The following is a 19,893-nucleotide window of genomic DNA, read 5'->3' on the forward strand; positions in this document are numbered from 1 at the left end:
AAAACGATGTGAGAATGTCACCAAAACATTTACACATCGTTTTTTCATTTATGTTTATTTTCGCTTACGACCAAGTCCCATTGCATTCTCCATTTTCTTAATCATTTTGCTTGCAACGGCATTTGCCTTTTCCGCACCTCTGTCTAATATTTGATCTAATTCTTCTGATTCCATTAATTGATGGTATTTTTCCTGAATAGGTGCAAGTGTATTAACTACTACATTTGCAACATCCGCTTTAAAGTCTCCGTATCCTTTTCCTTCATAACGAGCTTCAATTTCTTCAATTGATTCATTCGTAAAGATGGAATAAATCGATAGTAAGTTAGAAATACCTGGTTTATTTTCTTTATCATATTTAACGATACCTTCTGAATCAGTTACTGCACTTTTAATCTTTTTCTCAATTTGTTTTGGGTCGTCTAATAAAGTAATAAATGCTTTTTGATTCGGATCTGATTTACTCATTTTTTTTGTAGGATCAGCGAGTGACATTACACGGGCACCTACTTTTGGAATACGAACTTCCGGAACGGTGAAAATATCGTTGTATTTCTTATTAAAGCGCTCCGCTATATCTCTTGTTAATTCCAGATGCTGCTTTTGATCCTCACCAACTGGGACTAGGTCTGTATTATATAAAAGAATATCTCCTGCCATTAGTGGTGGATATGTGAGCAATCCAGCAACAACTGCTTCTTTCCCATGAGATTTGTCCTTGAATTGAGTCATTCTTTCAAGTTCGCCGATATAGGCAACACATTGTAACATCCATCCAGCTTGGGCATGGGCAGGAACCTCTGATTGAATAAATAATGTTACTTTTTCTGGGTCAAGCCCAACAGCAAGGTAAAGGGCTGCGAGACTACGAATGTTTTTACGAAGAGCTAATCGATCCTGAGGAACAGTAATTGCATGTTGATCGACTATACAAAAATAACAATTGTATTCATCCTGTAAATCAACAAATTGTCGTAATGCCCCAATGTAATTTCCTAACGTTACTGAGCCGCTAGGCTGAATTCCTGAAAAAATTGTTTTCATTTGTTTTCCTCCTAAATAGTGAACATGTATTTGATAAGCTGGCCACACTTCTTTTGGAACATACAAAAAGGCCCACTCGTCCCATTGATAGGGACGATGGACCGCGGTGCCACCCTACTTATTTCTATAGTAGAAATCACTTAATCTTTAACGCAGAAAACGTCTGTACGTACTAACTTTCTGTACAGAAGCTCAAAAGTCCATTCCATATCGGTCATTACCTGTTTCCACCAGCCACAGGCTCTCTTTAAATGCTCCTAATATGTACTACTCTTTTTCAAAGCCAATTATTTTTTTCTTATTATAAGTAAAGATTTTCTTCTTTGCAAATGGTTTCTATAAATAATAAAGGATTGTTGCTAGGGTCATAATCACAGTTACGATAATCCCACTAATTAAAAACGGGGAGTGGTTAAATGTGAGCAGCTCCGAAACAGGAGTCATTTCATCTACCTCTTGCTTTGATAATTCTTTTCCTTTTGATACAAACATTCTTCTAAATCCATATGTTATTCCATCAAAGAATCCCCCTTTAACAGTAAGTGTTAAGAAGGCAATAAAAAGCAAGCCAGCTCCAAAGAAAAAAGAAATATTAATAAATGAAAGCAACGTCAATTTCTGGTAAATAAAAAACGATAGTAAGATTGACAAAATTAAAGACACAATAACAAGCGTAAACGATTTTTTATCGGGCATGTTCTTCACTCTTTTCTACAATTTCATAACGATTATTATATCAGAAGAAAGGGGGAAGGGAAAAAGTCGAGAAATTATTATAGTAGACAAAGTATTAGTAGAAATTTTCATGAAAAATGTTAAAAGTTAAATTAAAAAATTTACACATTCTCCAAAAAAGTGTGTGAGATAATGTAACCCTTTACAAGTCAACGCGTTAAAGTGTTGTTACAAAAAATGTTAAAAAGATTAAGAAAATTCTTGTGAAATACATAGGTATATGTACCTATTTTTTATTCGATTTTCTTTACTATTATTGCATTTCTGTAAATTTTATTAAAAAAGTAAATGCACAATTGTTTGAATACTTGTATAATAATCTCTGTAAAGCAAACTTGTATTAAAAAAAGGGAGGTCAAATTTGTGAAAAAGTCGAAATTTTTTCTACTTTTAGCATTATCGCTAGTACTTAGCATGTTCTTAGCAGCATGTAACGGCGGTGGTGACACAACTACTGAGACTGAAGGCGACAAAGATACGGCTGAAGAAACAGTAGCGCAAGAACTAAAGGTTTTAGAAACATCTGAAATTCCATCTATGGATAGCGTTATGGCACAAGACTCTGCGAGTTTTACAGCTTTAGCTAATACTATGGAAGGGTTATACCGTTTAGACCAAGATCAAAATCCTGTTCCTGGTATGGCTGATGGTGAGCCTGAAGTAAGTGAAGATGGACTTGTTTACACTGTTAAATTAAAAGATGCTAAATGGTCAAACGGAGATGCTGTTACGGCAGATGACTTCGTATTTGCATGGCAACGTGCGATTGACCCAGCAACTGCTTCTCCTTATGGTCCTTACATGATGGAAGGAAAAATCAAAGGAGCAAAAGAAATTACTGAAGCTGCTGCGGCAGGTAAAGAAGTAGATCTTAACACTTTAGGTGTTAAAGCTATTGACGAAAAAACTCTTGAAATTACTCTAGAAAAACCAGTACCATATTTCGAATCTTTAATGGCATTTGGTACTTTCTATCCTCAAAACAGAAAGTTTGTTGAGGAGCAAGGCGATAAATATGCAACTTCTCAAGATACATTAGTTTATAATGGTCCATTTGTTATGACAAACTGGGGTGGAACAACTGCTACAGAATGGACAATGGAAAAAAATACTGAGTATTGGGATGCTGAAACAGTATCTTTAGAAACAATTCAATACAACGTATTAAAAGATCCACAAGCTTCTGCTAACGCTTACGAAACTGGCGAAGCAGATATCACTGGTAAATTAGCATCAGATATCGTACCACAATATGAAGGTGACCCTAACCTTGTTAAATGGTTAGAGCCAACAATCTTCTGGATCAAAATGAATCAACAAAATGAAGCATTAGCAAACGAAAACATTCGTCGTGCGATTGCAACTGCGTTTAACAAAGAAGATTTAGCAACAAGCATTTTAAATAACGGTTCTGTACCTGCAAACTATGCAGTTCCAGCTGGTTTCGTTAACCACCCTGACACTGGTGAAGATTTCCGTGAAGCAAATGGCGATCTTTTAACTTACAATGTTGAAGAAGCTAAAAAGCTTTGGGAGCAAGGTTTAAAAGAACTTGGTACTGACTCTGTTGAATTAGTATACCTTGGTGGAGACACTGAAACTTCTAAGAAAACAGATGCTTATATTAAAGATCAATTAGAGAAAAACCTTCCAGGTTTAACTGTTGATGTTCAATCTGTTCCATTCAGCGTACGTTTAGACCGTGACGTGAAAATGGATTATGATTTACAATTTGCTGGATGGGGTCCAGACTATCAAGATGCGATTTCTTTCTCTGATTTATGGATCACTGAAGGTGGAAACAACAAAATGGCGTATTCTAACGAGCAATATGACAAATTGTTAGAAGATGCTCAATACACTTATGCTACTGAGCCTGCTAAGCGCTTTGAAGCACTTCAACAAGCAGAGAAAATTCTTCTTGAAGAAGATGCAGCACTTGCACCGGTTTACCAACGTTCATCAAACGTTCTTGTAGCAGATAAAGTAGAAGGCTTCACATATCACTTTATTGGTCCTGAGTACAGCTATAAGTGGGTTAAAATTAAATAATTTTATCCAGTAATACTATACTTCTTTCTTAATGGGTGAAAATACCACCTGGGGAGTCGGTGTCTTATAGTTTACGAAAAGGCCTAAAGTCGGTATAATTTAACGGGTTGAAGAGAGTATAGGTGATATACTCTCTTTTTCCCTGTATAAGAATTGTCGAAAAATGTTGAAAATTTAGTTTTCTTAGGAGGTGCTTATTGATGGTTAAGTATATTTCCCAGCGTGTATTTTATATGCTCGTTACCCTGATTTTAATTGCCACATTTACTTTTTTCCTCATGAAATTAATCCCTGGTACTCCCTTTACTAATGCAGGTAAGTTATCAGAAGCACAGTTAACAATCATGAAAGACAAGTATGGATTGGATGAGCCTGTGCCGGTACAGTACTTAACGTATATGGCAAATTTAGCAAAAGGTGATTTAGGTGTATCTTTCCAATTCAATAATGCCAATGTAACAGATATTTTAATGGATCGTATTGGACCATCTGCTTTATTAGGTTTCCAGGCTATGCTATTTGGAACAATTATTGGTATTATTCTTGGAGTAATTGGGGCGCTCCGCCAAAATACATGGGTTGATTATAGCGCTACATTTATAGCCGTTATAGGTAAGTCGATTCCTTCTTTCGTATTTGCTGGTTTACTTCAATATTATATCGGAGTTAAATTAGGGTGGTTTCCTGTAGCTTTCTGGCGTGGGCCAGAATATACAGTTCTACCTACGATTGCTTTATCCATGTTCCCGATTTCAATTGCTGCTCGTTTCATGAGAACAGAAATGATTGAGGTTTTAGGTTCTGATTATATTACCCTTGCTAAAGCAAAAGGAGCTTCCGCTTTCGAGGTTGCCTTTAAACATGGTTTACGTAATGCGTTAATTCCTGTTATTACAGTATTAGGGCCATTAACAGTAAGTTTAATGACAGGATCATTAGTAATTGAACAAATCTTTGGTATTCCTGGATTAGGGGAACAATTTGTTAAATCAGTTAACGTTAATGACTACCCAGTTATTATGGGAACAACCATTTTATTCGCTGCATTGTTTATTGTCGTTATCTTAGTTGTTGACTTATTGTACGGTCTAATTGATCCACGAATTCGTTTAGCGGGAGGTAAGAAGTAATGTCACAGCATGAAAAAGAAATTTCAAAAGAATTGTTTCAACCCGCTAATATTGATGCTTCAGCTAGTGAAGAAATTTCAAAGCCCAGTTTGACTTATTGGCAGGATGCATGGTTACGTGTAAGAAAAAATACTGCCGCTATTATAAGCTTGGTTGTACTTATCTTGTTAACTATTCTTTCTTTAGTTGGACCTTTCTTAAATGATTATGATTACAGTACTCAAACTGCAACACATGCAAACTTACCACCAAGAGTACAAGGCCTAGAAGATATTAGCTGGCTTCCTTTTGATGGTACACTTACAAAAAAGAATGGCGAAGAATACAACGCATATGAATTAAAGAATGCAACAGAAGAATATTATTGGTTTGGAACAGATAGCCTTGGGCGTGATATTTTCACGCGTGTTTGGAAGGGTACTCAAGTATCATTATATATTGCTGTATTAGCTGCAGTGATTGATATGATTATTGGTGTCGCTTATGGTGCCATTTCGGGTTACTTTGGCGGCAAAGTTGATACTGTTATGCAACGTATAATTGAGATATTAGTAGGTATTCCGAACCTCGTTGTTGTTATCTTGATGATCATAGTGCTCGAACCAGGTATAGTATCGATTACAATTGCCTTGACCATTACAGGTTGGGTAGGTATGGCGAGGGTTGTTCGTGGTCAAGTTCTTAAGTTTAAGAACCAAGAGTTCGTTTTAGCATCACGTACATTAGGTGCCGGTCATTCAAAAATCATTTTAAAACATTTACTTCCTAACTTAGTGGGAGTCATTATTATCAATACAATGTTTACGATTCCAAGTGCAATCTTTTTTGAAGCATTCTTAAGCTTTATTGGATTGGGATTACAAGATCCTTTAGCATCTTTAGGAACATTAATTGATTCTGGTTTTAGAACATTACGTTTATATCCTTATCAAATGTTGTTCCCAGCGATTGTCATCAGTTTAATTATGGTATGTTTCAACATGATTGCTGACGGACTACGTGATGCATTAGATCCAAAAATGCGCGACTAAAAGGTAGGTGAATAGTTCATGGAAAAAATATTAGAAGTGAAGGATCTACACATTTCCTTCCACACATTTGGAGGAGAGGTTCAGGCGATTCGAGGTGTAAACTTTGACCTATTCAAAGGGGAAACTCTTGCAATCGTTGGTGAATCCGGATCAGGAAAATCAGTTACAACAAAATCAATTATGCGCCTTTTACCTGAATCTAATTCAGAAATTAAAAAAGGTGAAATTTTATTTGATGGAAAAGATTTAGCAAAGCTTCCTAATAAAGCAATGCAAAAAATTCGTGGTAAAGATATTTCAATGATCTTTCAAGATCCAATGACATCGTTAAATCCAACAATGAAGGTTGGAAAACAAATTGTGGAGCCGATTACAAAGCACCAAAACCTAAGTAAATCGGCAGCAAGAGAACGTGCAATAGATTTATTACGTTTAGTAGGAATTCCGCAACCAGAAGAGCGTTTCAACCAATATCCTCACCAATTTTCAGGTGGTATGAGACAAAGGGTAGTAATTGCAATTGCTCTAGCTTGTAATCCAAAGGTTTTGATTGCCGATGAGCCGACAACTGCTCTAGATGTTACAATTCAAGCACAAATACTTGAATTAATGAAGGATCTTCAAAAGAAAATTGATACGTCCATAGTTTTCATCACTCATGACCTTGGTGTAGTAGCAAATGTTGCTGACCGAGTGGCTGTAATGTATGGAGGAAAAATTGTGGAGATTGGGACAGTGGATGAAGTATTTTATAATCCACAGCATCCATACACATGGGGACTTATCAGTTCAATGCCAAGTCTTGATTCAGAAGACGCAGAATTATATGCAATCCCAGGTACACCACCTGACCTTTTAAATCCACCTGTTGGTGATGCATTTGCTGCTCGTAATGAATATGCTATGCAAATTGATTTAGAACAACAGCCACCGATGTATCAAGTATCACCTACACATTATGCTGCAACATGGTTGTTGCACCCAGATGCGCCTAAAGTTGAGCCACCTATAGCTGTTCAACGCCGTAGACGTCAGTTCCCTGGAAACAAGGAGGGAAAATAAATGGCAGAAAAGAAATTACTTGAAATTAAGAATTTGAAGCAATATTTTAATGTTGATAAGCCGAATGAAGTAAAGGCTGTTGATAATATCTCTTTTGATATTTATAAAGGAGAAACACTTGGTCTTGTAGGGGAATCCGGTTGTGGAAAATCTACAACAGGTCGTACAATTATTCGATTGTACGATGCGACTGGTGGAGAGGTTCTTTATGATGGCGTCAACGTTCATGGAAAGAAATCAAAAGAAGAATTAAAAGCTTTTAACCGTAAAATGCAGATGATTTTCCAAGATCCATATGCATCGTTAAATCCACGTATGAAAGTTTCTGATGTTATTGCTGAAGGAATTGACATTCATGGTCTTGCTAAAACGAAAAAAGAGCGTATGGAAAAGGTTTACGAGCTTTTAGAAACGGTTGGTTTAAACCGTGAGCATGCTAACCGTTATCCACATGAATTCAGTGGTGGACAACGTCAGCGTATCGGAATTGCTCGCGCTCTAGCAGTTGATCCTGATTTCATCATTGCCGATGAGCCGATCTCTGCTTTGGACGTATCTATTCAAGCTCAGGTTGTAAACTTAATGAAAAAGCTTCAAAAGGATAAAGGATTAACATACTTATTTATTGCCCATGATTTATCAATGGTTAAATATATAAGCGACCGTATTGGGGTTATGTATTTCGGTAGACTAGTTGAGCTAGCAACAGCTGATGAGCTATATAATAACCCAATTCATCCTTACACACAGTCTTTATTATCTGCAATCCCTCTACCGGATCCAGATTATGAACGCACTCGTGTGAGAAAAACCTATGACCCAAGTCAGCACAATTATAAACCTGACGAAGAAGTTGAATTCAGAGAAGTAAAGCCAGGACACTTTGTTATGTGTTCAAAAGCTGAATTTGAAAAATACCAAAAAGAAAATGGTACTAAATAATAATCGAGAGACTGCCTAGGTAGGATACGTTATCTAGGGCACAATAATGTAACATGAAAAGACCATCAAATTGTAGACTGTTTGATGGTCTCTTTTTGTTTATATGAAGGTTTGTCCTTGAATTAAACCACATGGAATTGATTTGCTGGTCCTTTAATCTTCAATAAGTACAAATCAACCAATCATTCGCTAAAAAATTTTTTCCTATATTCGAAATCTACATAAATGCATACACTAACAAAGGGGTACAGAAGGTTAGGTTCTACTATTTATATGTTTAATAAAAAAAAAGAAGGGTATAGATAATTATGGGAGAATTTATTAAATGGTGATAGGAGCAGAAAAATGAACTGGTATGAAAAGTTAAATCAGTATTTTCCCATCGAAGAGATGAAGTCTAAAGATCACATAGAGGCCTTACTAGAAGAAAAAGGTGACATTTACCATAAAGATGAAGGAAAAAAGCATGTCTTGATGTATGCTGAGCTAGATGATTTTATCTTCATTGATTACCTATTTGTATCAAAAGATGCAAGAGGAGAAGGTCTAGGCAGCAAACTAATTGATAAATTAAAGAAAAAAAACAAACCAATTATCCTCGAAGTTGAACCGGTGAATTATGAAGATACCGATACAGCAAAAAGGCTTAAGTTTTATCAAAGACAAGGGTTTAAACATGCTAATACAATCGGATATGAAAGAAGATCTCTTGCAACAAATGAAGTAAATAAATTAGAGATTCTTTACTGGGCTCCAAATGATGAATCAGAGGAAACAATATTTCAGGCAATGCAAAGAACATATAAACTTATTCATACATTTAAAGATAAAGAATTATATGGTGAATCTTATCAACCTGTTCATGAAGTATTATCAATGGATGAGGAAAATAAACATAACATTTTCGATGAGTTAAGTTAATTGAGAATGGGTTTTCTGACTTATATGGATGGATATAATTACAACTTATCCATATTAAGTCACTACATATCAAGAGTTTTCCTAGCTTTTTTAAGGATTGTAATCGTTTTGTCATACTTTTAACGTAATATCTATATCCATACTTACTTTTTTATAGTATAATCAATTTAGTAATTCTTATTTAAAGTAATTTTAATTATATAGACGTTTTAGTTTTAACTCATTCTATATTTAGAGGAGTGAATGTTCATGGTTACATTGTATACATCACCTAGTTGTACTTCATGTAGAAAAGCAAAAGCATGGTTAGAAGAGCACGAAATTGCATATGTTGAAAGAAATATTTTTTCTGAGCCTTTAAGCATTCAAGAAATTAAAGAAATTTTAAGAATGACAGAGGATGGAACGGATGAAATTATTTCTACTCGTTCTAAAATCTTTCAAAAGCTAAATATCAACTTAGAAACTATGCCTTTACAAGATTTATATAATTTAATTCAAGAAAATCCAGGACTTCTTCGCCGTCCGATTATAATCGATGAGAAGAGATTACAAGTTGGATATAATGAAGATGAAATCCGTCGTTTTCTTCCACGCCGTGTTCGCACATATCAACTACAAGAAGCACAGCGCTTAGTTAATTAAATATGAAAACTGAAGAGGCAAATCATTTGCCTCTTTGTTTGTTATATTATTTAGTGAATCTTTGTTAATCCCTGCGAGCAGTCTGAAAGTTGATCATTTGGTGGTACAGAACACCTGCTAATATAATAAATGAGGCTGTCATATAAGGTATGCTCATTTCAAGCATTGGGTGTGAATAGAAGATTCCCTGTAGTTTCGGTTCTTCTACAATCATTTTCCCTGAAGTAAAGGCAAGCAGACCGCCACCAATATAAACAAGGAATGGATACTTTGTTAATAGGACGAGGATTATTTTACTTCCCCAAATAATAATAGGTATTGAAATAAATAACCCCATTGCTACTAGTAACATATGACCCTGTGCTGCTCCAGCAACTGCTAAAACATTATCAAATCCCATTAATAAATCAGCAATAACGATTGTTTTGATGGCTCTCCATAGTGACGGATGACTTTTGATTTTGCTTGTGTCATCTTCTTTACCTGCAATCAAATTGTAGGCAATATAAAGTAGGAAAACCCCGCCAACCAGTTGTAAAAAAGGTATTTTCAACAAATAAACAGCTATTAAAGTAATGAAAATTCGAAATACAATTGCGAGCATGGTTCCTAAAATGATTGCTTTATTTCGTTGCAAAACGGGTAAGTTACGACAGGCTAAAGCAATGACTACAGCGTTGTCAGCACCAAGTACTAGATCGATGCCTATGATCATGAGAAGTGATAAAAGAAAATCTTGTTCCATAGTTAATACCCTCTTTTCAGCAGAAAAAGTATAGAAGTTTGTAATTTTTTTTGGTGTCTAGCTTCAGGCGCCATCGTCGAAGCACAGGACGTGCAAGAGCAGTCATTGCGATTGACGTTGCGTTTTTGACTGCCTCGAGGTCATAAGTCAAATAGGAATTGAAGGCAGAGAACACCTTCCATTCCTATTCCCCTTATGCTTGTCGCCGAAAACTTAGCGCCTTTCGCTTTTCTAATGCTCGTACAATTATATGAAAACATTCATAAGATATGCTTGTAGAATCATATAGGTAAAATAACTGTTTTTGAAAATTCGGAGTTTTTTTATTTCATTTAAGTACTTTTTATCATAAAATAGGAGTACAAGATTCTTTCATAATTGAAGGTTCTAAAGCACTAGTGTGAAGATTTTCTAGCTTTTTTTGGAGGATATTTACACTTTCCTTTTACCCACGGTTAAATAGTTGAAAATTTGGGTAAAGTGTAGTAAAGTACAACTACCCTGAGGGGGGTTGTCCCTTCAACATCTTATATAGAAGGGAAGGTTGAGTAATGGAGATTGAACGTATAAACGAGAATACTGTAAAGTTTTATATCTCATATTTAGATATAGAAGAGCGTGGTTTTGATCGCGATGAAATCTGGTATAACCGTGATCGAAGTGAGGAACTTTTCTGGGAAATGATGGATGAAGTTCATGAAGAAGAAGAATTTATGGTTGAAGGTCCACTTTGGATCCAAGTTCAAGCACTAGATAAAGGGCTTGAGGTAATCGTAACGAAAGCTCAAGTGTCTAAAGACGGACAAAAGCTAGAGCTTCCTATTTCTGACGATAAACTTAAAGAAATCCCGGTGGATGAAAATATAGAATCATTGTTAGATCATCATTTTAATAAGTCGAATGATTCACAGGAAGATCAAATTGAAGAATTGGAACAACAGCTTCAGTTTGTCTTAAAGTTTAATGATTTAGAAAATATTATTTCTTTGTCTAAGTATTCATCTCTTTCAGGAATGACGAATCACTTATTCTCACTCGACCAAAATTACTATTTATTTGTTGAGTTTGAAGACGAAGTGAGTGATGAGGAAATTGAGAATACATTAAGTATTCTACTTGAATATGGACAAGAATCAAGAGTAACCATTCATCGACTTGAGGAATATGGTAACTTAATTGCAAAAGACTATGCATTAAATGTGATAAGAAAACATTTTTCATAATAGATCAAAGTTGGGAGAGACCGATTTCATGTAAATCGGTTTTTTTTATTCATTGTAAAAAATATGTTCTTTTCTTGGGTAAAAACAAGGCTGAAGTAACAAAATAGTGAGACATGTGAAGACAAAAGGATGACTCAATGTTTCGTTTTTTTGAATGAAGGGAAGTAAGACTAAAAATAAGTCAGGTGAAGCTAATGAAGTTTACATTCAGAATACTATTATTTGTCACATTAATTGCTTCCATTATCTTAATAACGAAAAGTCTTTGGGGAGATTGGATTGTTGGTTCTGTAAGTGTTCTTTTTACACTCTCAATTATCTTTATATGTGTTGTGATCTTCCTTGAAAATAGACATCCGTCTCATACTATTACATGGTTGGTTGTTTTAGGTGGTTTTCCATTAGTTGGATTTTTCTTTTATTTATTTTTTGGAAGAAATATAAGGAAAAGACGTCTATTTGATAAAAAAGCGCTGTTGGATGAAAAAGCATTTTTAGAAATTGAGGGTAACCATCATTCATATCAAGATAAAATCAATCGAATGGGTAATCATCAGCAATTATTGTTTAAACTAGCCCATCGTTTAGGACATAGTCCTATATCATTTGCTACAAAAACAAAGGCTTTAACAGATGGTATTGAAACATTTGATCATATCTTTCGTGAGTTGAAAAAAGCCAAGCATCATATTCATCTTGAGTATTATATTGTCCGTCATGATCAGGTCGGAAATGAATTGAAAAACCTTTTAATTGAAAAAGCTCGAGAGGGTGTTGAAGTTAGGTTTTTATATGATGCGGTTGGAAGTTGGAAGCTTTCCAAGGAATACATTAGAAGTATGGGGAAAGCTGGGATTGAAATGGTTCCTTTTCTGCCTGTTCGGATTCCTTTTTTGAATAATAAAATTAATTTTCGTAACCATCGAAAAATTATTGTTATAGATGGGGAAGTGGGTTTTGTCGGTGGTTTAAATGTTGGCGATGAATACTTAGGTAAGGATACTTACTTTGGATATTGGCGTGACACCCACCTTTTAATTAAGGGTGAAGCTGTTCGAACTCTACAAATGATCTTTTTGCAGGATTGGTATTATATGACAGACAAAAAGCTGTTGTTTCAATCTTACTTAAGCTCTAACTCTGATGATTTGGAAGAAACGGGTGGAGTTCAGTTAATTGCCGGTGGTCCTGATAATAAGTGGGATGTTATTAAAAATTTATTCTTCTCGATGATTATTTCTGCCAAAGAGTCAATCTGGATCGCATCTCCATATTTTATTCCCGATGAAGATATTCTAACCGCTTTAAAGGTGGCTGCACTGAGCGGAATTGACGTAAGACTGCTAGTACCTGAACGTCCCGATAAAAAGATTGTTTACCATGCTTCAAGATCTTATTTCCCAGAGCTACTAGATGCAGGTGTTAAAGTATACGAGTATAAAAAAGGATTTTTACACAGTAAAATTGTTATTGTTGACTATGAACTTGCATCCATTGGAACAGCGAACATGGACATGAGAAGCTTTCACCTGAATTTCGAGGTAAATGCATTTCTATATAGAACTGGAAGTACACAAAAACTTGTAGATGCCTATATGAATGATATTGATCAATCGAGAGAAATCATTATGGAAGAGTTTGCGAAGCGGTCTTTTGCTATAAAGCTTTTTGAATCAGCGGCACGCCTTATGTCGCCATTATTATAGTTAGAAAGAAGTGCTGCCTAATTGGTCAGCGCTTTTTCTTTTTTTTATGATCTAAAATTTAATTTTCACGATTTGTCCTATTTCTCTTTATGTGGATAATAAAAAGAAAAAGGAGAGGAAGCTTTTGTTTGTAGCGAATGATCAGAGAGGTAATCAACTTAATGTAGCAGAGAAAAAGTGGACAATTGAAAGGTTAAGAAAGATAAGAGAAAACAGCACTTTTATTTGCCCTCAATGTCAGAACGAATTAGATTTAAAAATTGGTTCAATCATATCAGCACACTTTGCTCATAAAAAGCACTCTGACTGTCCGTCTAGTAAGGGAGGACCTGAAAGTCAGTATCATATGAGAGGAAAGCTTGAGTTATATGATTGGCTTCAAATAGATGAAAATGTTATACATGTGGAACTAGAACCTTTTATAACGGATATTAAGCAGCGTCCAGACCTTTTAATCAACGATCATCAACAAACCCTAGCAATAGAATATCAATGCTCACCAATTGACTTAAACATACTTCAAAAGAGATCTGTTATGTATAAAAAAGCAAACATTCCTTTTCTCTGGATTCTAGGTGGGAAGTTACTCAAAAGAACAGGAGAAAGATCATTTCAACTCTCACAGTTTCAATGGCGTTTTACAAGTAAAATGGAAGATGGCTCACTTATGATCTATGCCTATTGTTCTAATATAAAAGCGTTTATCATTATAAGAACTATCATCCCATTTTCTTCTCAAGTTGTTTTTGCCAACCAGTCAATTATTCCTAAAGAAACAATATCGTTTACGCAGTTAATAAAACCGCAGTTTTGTCCCATAAATTTTTATGAAAATTGGTTTCATAAAGTTAGAACTTTTCGCTTAAAGCCTTTTCCATTTACTACGAAGCAAGCCAGTACTCTAAATCAATTCCTATATCAAACAAAGCACACTTCTCTTCTTTATCTTCCATCACACGCATTTCTACCCCTTAAATTCAACTACTTAATAGAATCACCTGTCTTTGTATGGCAAGGATGGGTGATGACGTTTATTGATGAAGTACCTTTAAACTCTACCTTTACTTTTCATTATATTTATGAAAGAACCAAAAAAAAGGTAAAAGATCGATTACTCTCGGTTCGGGTTCTGCCACAAATAAATGTACACTATTCCCAAGTTATTTATGAATACCTTGAAAAGCTCTCAGAGTTATCTTTTATCACTAAGGTAGAACACCATATATATATAAAACAGCAGACAACTAATTGGGTAACAACTATTGATGAATTACTAAACCAGGATGAAGAGTTAATGAAAGAGCTAAAACGAGGATGATGTATAGCAATTATTTTTTTGAACACATTAAAAGGGAGATATTAACAACAAGAGGTGATCATATGTTTAATAAAAAGCGTAAACGTAATCCAGTTTTATTTATGGCATCTATGCTTGGAGTAGGTGCAGCTGCTTACTATTTGACAAAAGAAGCTACACAGGGTGAAGATAGAGGTAGTAACAATCAAACATATCCATCTGAAAATCCTTTCGATTATATTGGGAAAGATTTTTAATTGGCTCATGCGGAGAAAAAACTTCGGGAGGGATGGGTATGAACAAGAAAAAAATGCTATCAATTATGACGGCATTAACACTCATGAGCTCAATGAATACAAGCTCCGCATACGCCATTAATTTAAAAGGGGGAAATGGTATGTCAGAACAAGCGGCAGTGAAAAAATTACCTTCTAGAAATGAAATAAAAACAGAAGACACGTGGAGACTTGAGGACATTTTTGAAACAGATGAAGCTTGGGAAAAAGAGTACAAAGAAATACAAGCAGCTTTACCTAAGTTGGCTGAATTCAAAGGAAAACTAAGTGAAAGTGCCAATACACTCTATGAAGCACTTTCTTATCAAGATGGTGTAATGGAGCGTTTAGGAAAGCTTTATACATACGCACATATGAGATACGACCAGGACACAACAAACTCCAAATACCAGGCACTAGATGATCGTGCAAAAAGCTTATATACACAGGCTTCTAGTTTAAGCTCTTACATTGTTCCTGAAATTCTTTCAATTGATGAAGAGAAGATAAAGCAATTTTTAGAAGAAAAAGAAGAACTGAAGCTGTATGAACATGCTCTTGATGAAATCAATCGCCAACGTCCACATGTTCTTTCTGCTGAAAAAGAAGAGCTATTAGCAGAAGCATCAGATGTCTTAGGCGCTGCAAGTAATACATTCGGAATGCTGAACAATGCCGATTTAACATTCCCGACAATTAAAGATGAAAACGGAGAAGAGGTTGAAATTACTCATGGCCGCTATATCCGCTTTTTAGAAAGCGAAGACCGTAGAGTACGTGAAGAGGCATTTAAAGCCGTATATAAAACGTATGGTGATTTTAAGAATACATTTGCTAGTACATTAAGTGGAACCGTTAAGAAAGATAATTTCAGTGCAAAGGTAAGAAATTATGAATCTGCAAGACAAGCTGCATTAAGCAGTGATAACATACCTGAATCTGTTTATGAAAACCTAGTTAGTACCATTCATGATCATTTAGATCTTCTTCAGCGCTATGTGAAGCTTCGTAAAGAGGTACTAAACCTTGATGAAGTTCATATGTATGATCTTTATACACCTCTTATTAAGGACGTCAAAATGGACGTTACCTATGATGAAGCAAAAGATTATATTCTAAAAGGACTTCAGCCACTTGGTGATGAATATATCTCGATTTTAGAAGAAGGCTTTGAAAACCGCTGGGTTGATGTTCATGAAAATAAAGGAAAAAGAAGCGGTGCCTACTCATCAGGAGCATATGGAACAAATCCATACATCCTCATGAATTGGCAGGACAATGTAAATAATTTATTTACACTTGCGCATGAGTTTGGACACTCTGTTCACAGTTACTATACGCGCAAAGAGCAACCATATCCATATGGAAATTACTCCATTTTCGTAGCGGAGGTTGCATCAACGGCTAATGAAGCTTTATTAAATCACTACCTTCTAAATACAATTGATGATGAGAAAAAACGTTTGTACTTACTAAACCACTTCCTTGAAGGATTTAGAGGAACTGTTTTCCGTCAAACAATGTTTGCTGAGTTTGAGCATATTATTCATCAAAAGGCACAAGAAGGTGAGTCGTTAACACCTGAATTACTAACTAAAACTTATTATGATCTGAACAAAAAGTATTTTGGTGATGACATTGTTGTAGATGAAGAAATCGGCTTAGAGTGGGCTAGAATTCCACATTTCTACTACAATTATTATGTGTATCAATATGCTACAGGCTACAGTGCTGCAACAGCTCTAAGTAACCAGATTTTAGAAGAAGGTCAACCTGCAGTTGATCGTTACTTAGAATTCCTAAAAGCAGGAAGCTCAGATTACCCAATTGAAGTTTTAAAGAAAGCCGGTGTTGATATGACATCTTCAGCACCAATTGAAGAAGCATGTAAAGTGTTTGAAGAGAAATTAAATGAAATGGAAGAGCTATTGGCTAAGGTTAAACAATAAATAAGCTACATGAAAAAGGAATGTGCCATTTATGTGCACATTCCTTTTTCCATTAAAAGCCTCTAAACGTTTTCCTATGATTAATAAAATAAAGTGTAACAAAAATTGAGATCAATAATAATGGAGATGTGATATAAAGAGGGACAAGATTCATGAACCCTAATACATTAATGAAGAATAACATAATCGTAAGCACTGTGAGCAATACAATCCATCTTAGCTTCACATATATCCTCCTTGTCTATTTTCTATTTATTATTGTATATGTTTTTATCTTCTACATTATCCATTAAGTTGAGACGAGTTCTTTTTAAGCACAAAACAATATAAGTAGAAATTATTCTAAGATAATAGGTTTTGTGACATTTTTGTGAAAAAGAAGTATCGCACTTGTCAATAGTCGACATATTTTGATATATTATAGATGTGAAATTAATCACAAACAAACATTTACCCCTTTGTTTGACCGTGAAAAATTTCTCCCATCCCCTTTGTTGTCGTTAAGACATAAAAAGAAGACCCTTTACTTTGTATGGGGTCTTTTTATTTTGCCTCGAAAATAAGAATCGGAGATAAACTGTTTGAAATCGAAGATAAAGGTTCAGGAATCGAAGATAAACCGTTTAAAATCGTAGATAAATTCAAGAATCGAAGATAAACCGTTTAAAATCGAAGATAAAGGTTCAGGAATCGGAGATAAACCGTTCAAAATCGAAGATAAAGGTTCAAGAATCGGAGATAACATTCGCAATCGAAGATAAAAGTCTAAAAATCGGAGATAAACCGTTCAAAATCGAAGATAAGGTTCAAGAATCGGAGATAACATTCACAATCGAAGATAAAAGTCTAAGAATCGAAGATAAACCGTCCAAAATCGAAGATAAAGGTTCAAGAATCGAAGATAAACCACTCAAAATAGGAGATAAACCATTCAAAACCGAAGATAAGACCTCAAGACCCGCGGATAAACCTACTAAAATTGCGGTTAAGACCCAAAACAATCAACTAATTAGAGGGAAATCACTCTTTACCTTCTATATTTTAATAGAAATAAACCCTATATCGTAAACAAATCCATGAAATACATAAAAATATGAGCATTCTCCTTATAAAGTAACGGCCTCCTTGCACACCCTCCCCCTCATTTCACCCTCGCCAGCTCTCATATAACTCTGCTATTCTAGTAGTATCAAATCAAATCAGGTTTTAAGAGAGAAGGGAGCTCGTAACAATGGAAGTAACAAGTATACATCCTGCAGTTGCTGTGATTATTTTTGACGAAAAAGGTCGAGTGCTTTTGCAAAAACGACGAGATGTTGGGTTATGGGGAATTCCTTCGGGTCATGTAGAGCCTGGTGAGACGGTGGAGGCTGCTGCGAAACGCGAAGTACTTGAGGAAACAGGCTTACATATTGAAGTTGATAAGCTCATTGGCGTTTATTCTGATCCAGCTTCACAGGTTTTTCACTATCCAGATGGGCGAGTGGTTCATTTTATCACCACCTATTTTTCAGCGGCTATATCTGGTGGTGAGCTTGAAGTAAACGAGTCAGAATCCTTAGAAATAAAGTTCTTTCCACCTTCTAATTTGCCAAACGGATTACTAAATATGCACCCTAACTGGTTAATAGATGCTCTGGAAAAACAGGAGGCTGCATTCATTAGATAATCCCGGGCTCAATTCTCTTACGCAGAAGCGTCATTTCACCAATTGTTTGCCCCTGTAAAAGTTCAGCTCCATCAACAACAGACGCAAAGAAAAGGAATGGCGTCATACCATTCCTTTTTATTACCCTATATATCTCCAGAAAGTACCGTGTTTTGCTTGTACCTTTTCAACAGTTTGAGATAGAACTAATTTTTTTAATGTTTTTTCAACATCAGCTATTGTCATATTATATACCGATGCTATTTCAGCAGTGGCAACAAATTGGTAGTGAGCTAGGAATGCTTCTAATGGAGGGGTGTGTGAAGGCTTAATATCATCGCCCACCATTTCTTTTAAGACTTGAACATATAAATCATACGTATAAATGCCTGTTATTTTTAAGCCTTCTCTTTCTACCTCTTCACTGAAAAAAGCAAGTGTAGGGATTTCCTGGACATCCATTTCAGAAGTGATTTTCAAGTCACATTGCAAAGCCTTTGCTGAGCTTTCTGAATGAAGATCTTTTCTGAATTCATTGACGTCAAGTCCGACATCTTTTGCGATTCCAATTAAAATTTCTTCATCTGAGACATTTTGACTTTCAATAAATAGTACTTCCTGCAGCTTCCTCATAAATTTAAGACCTGCTTTTCGTCCTTGAAGTTCAGCTGATTTTATCGCTAGTGAAGCTGTGTATGGACTTGATAATGGATTTTTCAGCCACACATTTCCATCACATGACATTCCTGTACGACTGCCTGTTTTTTCCCAAGCCTGTGCAAGCTTTTCAGGTTTTTTTCTTTTTGAAACGTTTAGTGTTGCAAGACGGCCACTAATAATATATTTTAGCGTGAAAAGGCGTCCGTATTCTATTTGTAACTTTTTTATGATTGGTTCCAATGCCCAGCATTCAGGGCATAAAGGGTCAACAAACATATAAATTTCCAATGGCTTATCAGGGTGACCGCTACAATGTGAGAAAAAGAGGGAGATGTTTTTATTCTCATGATGTCCCATCAAGATGTCCCTCTTTACTGTCCGGTGAGTTCACCATATGTTCAGCAGTAAGTTTTAAGCGATGCAATAGAAAGTCCTTTACTTCCCCCTCGAGTTGAACTTCCTTCATTGCTTTCTCCATACAAGCAATCCATGCTTTTGCTCTTGAAGGTGTGATTTCAAAAGGAAGATGTCTTGCTCTGAGCATCGGATGGCCATGTTCCTCGGTGTATTCTTGAGGGCCACCTAAGTACTGTGTGAGAAATTGCTTTTGCTTTCGTGCTGTTTCAGTTAAATCATCTGGAAAAATGGGAGACAATAACGGATGTTTTTGTACGTGTCCATAAAAGGCATCAACAAGCTGCGAAAGAGTTTCTGCTCCTATCGCCTCATAGGGTGTTAGATTTTGATTCGTCACGTTGATATCTCCTTTTCAAATTGCTAATGTTATTGTAATAAACGCAAAGTTTGTTTTTGGAAAATGAATAGAAG

The 19,893-nt window shown here is 35.5% G+C and carries 19 protein-coding genes and 1 other annotated feature; of the genes, 13 read left to right on the top strand and 6 right to left on the bottom strand.

The window, feature by feature from the left end; translation table 11 throughout:
- Positions 1-54: 54 nt before the first annotated feature.
- Together trpS and D9842_RS24575 are read right to left on the bottom strand one after the other, a co-directional pair.
- Positions 55-1,044, bottom strand: a complete 990-nt coding sequence (gene trpS / locus D9842_RS24570) for a tryptophan--tRNA ligase (protein WP_121664725.1) — start codon at positions 1,042-1,044, stop codon at positions 55-57.
- Between the two features lie 86 nt (positions 1,045-1,130).
- Positions 1,131-1,334, bottom strand: a binding site (T-box leader).
- Positions 1,335-1,380: 46 nt separating this feature from the next.
- Positions 1,381-1,740, bottom strand: a complete 360-nt coding sequence (locus D9842_RS24575) for a DUF3899 domain-containing protein (RefSeq protein ID WP_098798704.1) — start codon at positions 1,738-1,740, stop codon at positions 1,381-1,383.
- Between the two features lie 402 nt (positions 1,741-2,142).
- On the opposite strand from D9842_RS24575, the gene D9842_RS24580 reads away from it, so the two are divergent.
- The 7 genes from D9842_RS24580 to spxA all read left to right on the top strand — a co-directional run bounded on the left by D9842_RS24580 (position 2,143) and on the right by spxA (position 9,562).
- On the top strand, positions 2,143-3,831 hold the full coding sequence (locus D9842_RS24580) for a peptide ABC transporter substrate-binding protein (protein ID WP_098798703.1): 1,689 nt from the start codon (positions 2,143-2,145) through the stop codon (positions 3,829-3,831).
- A 200-nt stretch (positions 3,832-4,031) separates the two neighbouring features.
- Positions 4,032-4,961: an oligopeptide ABC transporter permease gene (gene opp3b, locus D9842_RS24585; RefSeq protein WP_098798702.1), complete on the top strand. Its 930-nt coding sequence runs from the start codon at positions 4,032-4,034 to the stop codon at positions 4,959-4,961.
- Positions 4,961-5,992, top strand: a complete 1,032-nt coding sequence (gene opp3C / locus D9842_RS24590) for an oligopeptide ABC transporter permease (RefSeq protein WP_098798701.1) — start codon at positions 4,961-4,963, stop codon at positions 5,990-5,992. The genes opp3b and opp3C overlap by 1 nt, the downstream gene beginning before the upstream one ends.
- Before the next feature lie 18 nt (positions 5,993-6,010).
- The gene (locus D9842_RS24595) at positions 6,011-7,054 is read left to right on the top strand and encodes an ABC transporter ATP-binding protein (RefSeq protein WP_098798700.1); all 1,044 of its coding nucleotides are present in this window, start codon (positions 6,011-6,013) and stop codon (positions 7,052-7,054) included.
- Positions 7,055-7,996, top strand: a complete 942-nt coding sequence (locus D9842_RS24600) for an ABC transporter ATP-binding protein (RefSeq protein WP_098798699.1) — start codon at positions 7,055-7,057, stop codon at positions 7,994-7,996. It abuts the gene before it with no gap.
- 345 nt (positions 7,997-8,341) lie between these two features.
- The gene (locus D9842_RS24605) at positions 8,342-8,917 is read left to right on the top strand and encodes a GNAT family N-acetyltransferase (protein ID WP_098798698.1); all 576 of its coding nucleotides are present in this window, start codon (positions 8,342-8,344) and stop codon (positions 8,915-8,917) included.
- 249 nt (positions 8,918-9,166) lie between these two features.
- Positions 9,167-9,562 (top strand): transcriptional regulator SpxA, encoded by a 396-nt coding sequence (spxA, locus tag D9842_RS24610; RefSeq protein ID WP_098798697.1) that lies wholly within the window; start codon positions 9,167-9,169, stop codon positions 9,560-9,562.
- 64 nt (positions 9,563-9,626) lie between these two features.
- Here the strand turns inward: spxA and D9842_RS24615 are convergent, their stop codons facing one another.
- Positions 9,627-10,307: a TerC family protein gene (locus tag D9842_RS24615; RefSeq protein WP_121664726.1), complete on the bottom strand. Its 681-nt coding sequence runs from the start codon at positions 10,305-10,307 to the stop codon at positions 9,627-9,629.
- A gap of 551 nt (positions 10,308-10,858) precedes the next feature.
- Between D9842_RS24615 and mecA the strand changes: the two genes are divergently transcribed.
- From mecA to pepF, 5 genes are all read left to right on the top strand, one after another.
- Positions 10,859-11,530 (top strand): adaptor protein MecA, encoded by a 672-nt coding sequence (mecA, locus tag D9842_RS24620; protein WP_098798695.1) that lies wholly within the window; start codon positions 10,859-10,861, stop codon positions 11,528-11,530.
- A 194-nt stretch (positions 11,531-11,724) separates the two neighbouring features.
- A complete protein-coding gene (cls, locus tag D9842_RS24625; RefSeq protein WP_121664727.1) occupies positions 11,725-13,236 on the top strand; it encodes a cardiolipin synthase in 1,512 nt (503 codons plus the stop codon).
- Between the two features lie 124 nt (positions 13,237-13,360).
- Positions 13,361-14,554 (top strand): competence protein CoiA, encoded by a 1,194-nt coding sequence (locus tag D9842_RS24630; protein WP_162987557.1) that lies wholly within the window; start codon positions 13,361-13,363, stop codon positions 14,552-14,554.
- A gap of 62 nt (positions 14,555-14,616) precedes the next feature.
- Entirely contained in the window at positions 14,617-14,790 is a 174-nt protein-coding gene (locus tag D9842_RS24635) for a hypothetical protein (RefSeq protein WP_162987558.1), read from the top strand.
- Between the two features lie 140 nt (positions 14,791-14,930).
- A complete protein-coding gene (gene pepF, locus D9842_RS24640; protein WP_121665177.1) occupies positions 14,931-16,757 on the top strand; it encodes an oligoendopeptidase F in 1,827 nt (608 codons plus the stop codon).
- Positions 16,758-16,809: 52 nt separating this feature from the next.
- Here the strand turns inward: pepF and D9842_RS26100 are convergent, their stop codons facing one another.
- Positions 16,810-16,941 (bottom strand): hypothetical protein, encoded by a 132-nt coding sequence (locus D9842_RS26100; protein ID WP_232273862.1) that lies wholly within the window; start codon positions 16,939-16,941, stop codon positions 16,810-16,812.
- Positions 16,942-17,988: 1,047 nt separating this feature from the next.
- On the opposite strand from D9842_RS26100, the gene D9842_RS24645 reads away from it, so the two are divergent.
- Positions 17,989-18,426: an NUDIX domain-containing protein gene (locus D9842_RS24645; protein WP_121664729.1), complete on the top strand. Its 438-nt coding sequence runs from the start codon at positions 17,989-17,991 to the stop codon at positions 18,424-18,426.
- A 120-nt stretch (positions 18,427-18,546) separates the two neighbouring features.
- On the opposite strand, the gene D9842_RS24650 is transcribed toward D9842_RS24645, so the two are convergent.
- Together D9842_RS24650 and D9842_RS24655 are read right to left on the bottom strand one after the other, a co-directional pair.
- Entirely contained in the window at positions 18,547-19,422 is an 876-nt protein-coding gene (locus tag D9842_RS24650; protein WP_098798689.1) for a ClpXP adapter SpxH family protein, read from the bottom strand.
- Positions 19,409-19,819: a globin domain-containing protein gene (locus D9842_RS24655; RefSeq protein ID WP_098798688.1), complete on the bottom strand. Its 411-nt coding sequence runs from the start codon at positions 19,817-19,819 to the stop codon at positions 19,409-19,411. Before D9842_RS24655 ends, D9842_RS24650 begins: the two co-directional genes overlap by 14 nt.
- Positions 19,820-19,893 lie beyond the last annotated feature (74 nt).

It is taken from the genome of Metabacillus litoralis, from assembly GCF_003667825.1.
Lineage (GTDB): Bacteria > Bacillota > Bacilli > Bacillales > Bacillaceae > Metabacillus > Metabacillus litoralis_B.

What these genes read in the sequence shown, in the direction of transcription:
- D9842_RS24600 (WP_098798699.1), top strand. Translation starts at nt 7,055, where the DNA reads ATGGCAGAAAAGAAATTACTTGAAATTAAGAATTTGAAGCAATATTTT.
- spxA (WP_098798697.1), top strand. Translation starts at nt 9,167, where the DNA reads ATGGTTACATTGTATACATCACCTAGTTGTACTTCATGTAGAAAAGCA.
- pepF (WP_121665177.1), top strand. Translation starts at nt 14,931, where the DNA reads ATGTCAGAACAAGCGGCAGTGAAAAAATTACCTTCTAGAAATGAAATA.
- D9842_RS24605 (WP_098798698.1), top strand. Translation starts at nt 8,342, where the DNA reads ATGAACTGGTATGAAAAGTTAAATCAGTATTTTCCCATCGAAGAGATG.
- trpS (WP_121664725.1), bottom strand. Translation starts at nt 1,044, where the DNA reads ATGAAAACAATTTTTTCAGGAATTCAGCCTAGCGGCTCAGTAACGTTA.
- opp3C (WP_098798701.1), top strand. Translation starts at nt 4,961, where the DNA reads ATGTCACAGCATGAAAAAGAAATTTCAAAAGAATTGTTTCAACCCGCT.
- D9842_RS24595 (WP_098798700.1), top strand. Translation starts at nt 6,011, where the DNA reads ATGGAAAAAATATTAGAAGTGAAGGATCTACACATTTCCTTCCACACA.
- D9842_RS24650 (WP_098798689.1), bottom strand. Translation starts at nt 19,422, where the DNA reads ATGGGACATCATGAGAATAAAAACATCTCCCTCTTTTTCTCACATTGT.
- D9842_RS24645 (WP_121664729.1), top strand. Translation starts at nt 17,989, where the DNA reads ATGGAAGTAACAAGTATACATCCTGCAGTTGCTGTGATTATTTTTGAC.
- mecA (WP_098798695.1), top strand. Translation starts at nt 10,859, where the DNA reads ATGGAGATTGAACGTATAAACGAGAATACTGTAAAGTTTTATATCTCA.
- cls (WP_121664727.1), top strand. Translation starts at nt 11,725, where the DNA reads ATGAAGTTTACATTCAGAATACTATTATTTGTCACATTAATTGCTTCC.
- D9842_RS26100 (WP_232273862.1), bottom strand. Translation starts at nt 16,941, where the DNA reads ATGTTATTCTTCATTAATGTATTAGGGTTCATGAATCTTGTCCCTCTT.
- D9842_RS24635 (WP_162987558.1), top strand. Translation starts at nt 14,617, where the DNA reads ATGTTTAATAAAAAGCGTAAACGTAATCCAGTTTTATTTATGGCATCT.
- D9842_RS24575 (WP_098798704.1), bottom strand. Translation starts at nt 1,740, where the DNA reads ATGCCCGATAAAAAATCGTTTACGCTTGTTATTGTGTCTTTAATTTTG.
- opp3b (WP_098798702.1), top strand. Translation starts at nt 4,032, where the DNA reads ATGGTTAAGTATATTTCCCAGCGTGTATTTTATATGCTCGTTACCCTG.
- D9842_RS24615 (WP_121664726.1), bottom strand. Translation starts at nt 10,307, where the DNA reads ATGGAACAAGATTTTCTTTTATCACTTCTCATGATCATAGGCATCGAT.